Source organism: Streptomyces sp. NPDC050636, from assembly GCF_040654775.1.
Classification (GTDB): domain Bacteria; phylum Actinomycetota; class Actinomycetes; order Streptomycetales; family Streptomycetaceae; genus Streptomyces.
Window position 1 is genome coordinate 1 of sequence record NZ_JBFAIP010000212.1, and the last position, 4,253, is coordinate 4,253.

Annotated in this window: 4 protein-coding genes and 2 pseudogenes; 4 read left to right on the forward strand and 2 right to left on the reverse strand. The window is 65.4% G+C overall.

All coding sequences use genetic code 11. The features are described 5' to 3' along the window. Positions 1-79: 79 nt before the first annotated feature. Positions 80-334: pseudogene (locus AB0I10_RS40545) on the reverse strand (hypothetical protein); the annotation flags it as partial. On the opposite strand from AB0I10_RS40545, the gene AB0I10_RS40550 reads away from it, so the two are divergent. The 4 genes from AB0I10_RS40550 (at position 279) to AB0I10_RS40565 (ending at position 4,035) form a co-directional block, all read left to right on the forward strand. Beyond that, on the forward strand, positions 279-425 hold the full coding sequence (locus tag AB0I10_RS40550) for a hypothetical protein (RefSeq protein WP_363157755.1): 147 nt from the start codon (positions 279-281) through the stop codon (positions 423-425). The pseudogene AB0I10_RS40545 and the gene AB0I10_RS40550 sit on opposite strands and share 56 nt — an antisense overlap. A 903-nt stretch (positions 426-1,328) precedes the next feature. Then, positions 1,329-2,801, forward strand: coding sequence for a hypothetical protein (locus tag AB0I10_RS40555; protein ID WP_363157756.1), 1,473 nt, complete (start codon positions 1,329-1,331; stop codon positions 2,799-2,801). 408 nt (positions 2,802-3,209) lie between these two features. Further along, the gene (locus tag AB0I10_RS40560; protein WP_363157757.1) at positions 3,210-3,455 is read left to right on the forward strand and encodes a DUF2933 domain-containing protein; all 246 of its coding nucleotides are present in this window, start codon (positions 3,210-3,212) and stop codon (positions 3,453-3,455) included. 271 nt (positions 3,456-3,726) lie between these two features. After that, positions 3,727-4,035, forward strand: coding sequence for a hypothetical protein (locus AB0I10_RS40565; protein WP_363157758.1), 309 nt, complete (start codon positions 3,727-3,729; stop codon positions 4,033-4,035). Between the two features lie 31 nt (positions 4,036-4,066). Here the strand turns inward: AB0I10_RS40565 and AB0I10_RS40570 are convergent. Beyond that, positions 4,067-4,253, reverse strand: a pseudogene (locus AB0I10_RS40570) (exo-alpha-sialidase); the annotation flags it as partial.

Sequence of the window (4,253 nt, forward strand, 5' to 3'; positions counted from 1 at the left end):
GAACGCAAGTTCTTCGTCAACGAACACAACGAGCAGCTCTACGAACGAGAATTCTCCCTCTGCGAGCACTGAACCTCTTCTATCCTGAATACGTGCAGGTCAAGAGGGTGTGGACGGCCTGGACGATGGTGCTGATGCGGCGGGTGGAGCATCTGGCCCGCCGGAGCAGTCGCCAGGTTTTCAGCTGTACGAAGGCGCGATCTCCAGGAGCCCGCAGCCGGGCGTGATCACGGTTGAGGTAGGGATTCACCTGGCATGAGCGAGGCGGGGCAGGTGTCTTGTCCAAAGGCTCGCCTGGGCGGGCGAAGCTCAGTGGTGCCCAGTTCGCCCGGCTGGAGCGGGAGCTGGAGCGCGGCCCGCTCGCACATGGCTGGGCAGATCAGCGGTGGACACTGGCGCGGGTGAAGACGCTGATCGGCCGGTAGTTCCGCCTCTCGTACACGGTGGCGGGCACCTGGCGGCTCCTGAAGCGGAACGACTAGTCGTGGCAGCAGCCCGCCCGGCGGGCGGGCTAACGCGACGAGGAAGCAGCCGAGCTGTGGAAGAAGGAGATCTGGCCACGGGTAAGAGCACCGCGTGGCGTGCAACGGATGGATCGCTTTCGAGCAGGAAGCGGGCCAGTGGATGACGCCGCCGAGTGCCCGGACCTGGGTCGGCATCGGCCGCACCACAGTGGTGCGGGTACGAGGGCGCGGCTCCGGCAGAGTCTCGATGGCGGGTTGACCTGCTACAAGCCTGGCCAGCGGTCCCGGCTGAATCTACGCGGTCCGCGAATATCGAGCCCGCAAGGACGAGCCGAAGGGCTTCGGCCGGCAGGACTTCCGCGACCTGCTCATACGCGCCCGCAACCAGTTCGGCGGCCCGATCGTGCTGGTCTGGGACAACGTCCGCCTCCACCTGATCGCTGGGCTGCGGGAGTTCATCGCCGCGAACGCCGGCTGGCTCACCGTCTTCCAGCTGCCGACCTAGGTGCCGGACCTGAACCCGCAGGAGGGCCATCTGGTCGCTGGTCAATCGCAGCATCGGCAACCTCGTCGCAGCCGACCTGGCCGACATCACCCAGGCCGTGAAACGTAGGCTCAAGCAGATCCAGTACCGCCCCGACGTGGCCACGGCTGCCTCCCCGGCACCGGCCTGATCACGGACGGTTGACCGACATCACGGATTGAAGTTCAGTAGCACGCCGCCGCACGCCGTGAGACGATCGAAAACAGTCTGCAGCAGGCACTCAGCGATCATTCCGAAACGAGCTCTTCTCCGCGCCCCAGGCCGGAACAGCTCCGCCGTGAAGGACGATCGTCATGCCGAATACCACCGATCCCGAAGCCGTGATCCGCGCCCTCAACGACGCGGGAGTGGATTTCAGCATCCCGAAATCCGCGCTCACCGATTTCCTGGGCAACGCCGAGTTCACGCCGTATCCGGCGCTCTCCGCGGCACTTCTCAAGCTGCTCAACGGCCGCATGCTGCAACGCCCGGTCTTTCTCGACGTCATCGTGTTCAACTACGAGCACTCGCCTGGCAATCCGTCGCCCCGCCGGCTCGAAGACGTCGATGTCGCGGTCTTGGAGGCAGCCGTACTCGAAGGTTTCAACAACCGTTACGCGACGGAGCACGCCGATTTCTCGTCACTGCTGAAGCCGAGGACCGAACCGCAACCACCGCTTCAGACGCTCTTGCTCGTCGTTGAAGGCACCGCGAGCATTCACGACGGAATCACCTTTGTCGACACGGACAACCCCCAGGTCGAGGTCACGACCAAGCTGATCAAAGTGCACACGGAGTCGCCCGACGCCATGGTGGCGCAGGAACTTCTCCGGCGGGACAACGGCTGGCGATTCACCAACGGAGACGTTCGACTCTCCGTCGCCAACGGCGAAGCGGACGCCGAATCGACCCCGCGCCCGGTCCGGGCCGGATCCCTCAGCGACAGCGCCTACGCCTGGCCCGCCGCGCCTGGAACCTTCAGCGGCGACGCCGGTTCCGAAGTCAAGCTGCTGTCCCGTATCCGCGTCGGCTACCGCCCGGTCGACGTCAAGTTGCTCGTCGAGGCACCCAAGAACGGCTTCGCCGCCAACACGGCCGAGCAGGCACGCATCGCGCTCGACCCGGAGGTCCTCCTCGTCCCCGTCGAAGTCGCGCGCTTCTTCTCCGACAGCATCCCTGTTTCGGAGATCTCGATGCTCGGCCAGATGGCGCTGTGGGACCAGGTTCCCGTCATCAGCCCGACCACCAACTTCCGAAGCCTGGACGGCAACGGCCAACTGAAGTTCGCGGAACGGGCATGGGACCACTGGCCCACCCTCAATCCCGAGGGCCTCTACACCCACCTTGGCTGGGTCTCACCCGACAGCATCTGGGGCAAGGCGAGAATCAGATTCCGACTGGTCAACTACATCGACATCAAGACGGACAACCAGCACACCGCCCCGGTGACCGGACAGGGTGATGACGACAAGCCGCTACGGGAAAACAATGACACCCTCTCCAGCCACCCGCAGCATATCTCGGACAAAAAAGTACTCAAAGTGATCTTCATGAATCGGATACAGCACCAGGAGTCAGTGCATATCGGCCGCGCCCTCATCGGCAGTCGTTGCATCGGCATATCCGCCGGCACGTCCGACAGATTCGCGACCATCGCTCACGAGATCGGCCACTTGATCACGGATTCCCAGGCGCACAGCACCGAGCCGGACAATGTCCTGAACGACCCCGGACCGGGCATCCGCATCACCGAGGCACAGATCGCGAAAGCACGAGCCTGGGCGCAGAACTTCGCCGACTTCTGGCAGCACTGATTAAGAGTGCGATCGGTTGCAGCCTCCGCCGCGGCGTCCTGTAGGTACCGCCGGTCGTAGCAGGCTGAGACCGGCAACGCCTTGATATATCGACGAGTTGGCTCCAGAGTCGGGATGTCAGGCTTTCCAGAGGTAGCTGTGCTCTGGTCCCAGGGTGCATGGACCCCACGCTGAATATGGACTCCACGCTGAATTTGCTGACCTCGTGTCAGTTAGGGCTGATGGCATGTCACACTGTCGGCAGTGTGCCTTGAGTCGAGGAGCGAGCAATTGCGCAACCCCGAGCAGTTGCACAGATTCGATTTTTTGTGGCCCCGAAGCAAACGTGCTGCAGACTGATGACCCGTTTGAATGCGGAGCACATGCCGGTTCCTGCCTAGGTTCCTCTCCCTCTGAGGGAGGCCCGTCATGAGGAGCAAGACCAACTACGGCCTGTACGCGCTCGCGGTCGCCCTCGTCGGCGCGCTGGTGCTCGGCTTGCCCGTCGGTAGCCTGATCATCCTGGCCGTCGTCGTCGCCTGCCCGCTGATGATGTTCTTGATGATGCGCGGCATGACTGGCGGCCATGGGGACGAAGACCAGCACACGGACCGGAGTGACGCGCTGCGTAAGCCCGGCTCTGATCACGACCACATTGGATCCGGCCGGCCGTAGCCGGGACCGGTGTACCTCGCTCCCGGACGGTGCACGTCCCGGCGCGGGGCAGTGGCGAGGAGGACGTGATGGCTGACGCGGCATACGGTCCGTGGCCGTGGGTGGTCTTCAACACCCTGCCGGACAGCAGCCGGGGCAGCGGGCGTACGGCTCCGGGGCCCGGCCCGGCAGTGAAGGCCCACGGTGCTCCGCGCGGCATGACGCCTTGCGGAAAGCGCTGGAGCAGGCATCGCCTGCCGTGGTTCCGCTTGCCGGCCCGGAGGTGAGGGCGGTGCTGATCCTTGCTTGGACCATGGTCATCCTCGGTGGTGTCACCGTGGCTGCCTGCGCCGCCCACCTAGCCCGGCGTCACAGGCAGGAACCGGCGCAGCTGGTCCGCGCCCTGCACCGGACCGTCCCCGTCCTCCTCGCCGCAGGTGTGTTCCCCGTTCCGGTACTCCTCGCCACGGATGGGCTCGCGGCCGCCTGGGGCCTGTGGGGTGTCACCATCATCGCCGCGGCCTTGGTGCACTGCACCGCCGACACCTGCTGCGATGTACCTGCTGCTCGGCATGCGCACCGCGGCCGGAAGACGGCGTGAGCAGTCGGGGACGCGGTGGGCGACTCCCCACTCAATGCCTCCCGTTGGATCCGGCGGTGAGGCGTTCGACGAAGGTCTTCCCGCCGTTCTGCGTCTCGTAGACGCCGCCCTGGGTGGCGGCCAGGATGTGCTGGGCGTCGACGGCGGTGAGTGCCTGGGGCGGGCCGAGGCGGGGCCGGCCGTCCCGGTGGTGATGCTGACGGCCCGCGGCGAGGAGG

What these genes read in the sequence shown, in the direction of transcription:
- AB0I10_RS40560 (WP_363157757.1), top strand. Translation starts at nt 3,210, where the DNA reads ATGAGGAGCAAGACCAACTACGGCCTGTACGCGCTCGCGGTCGCCCTC.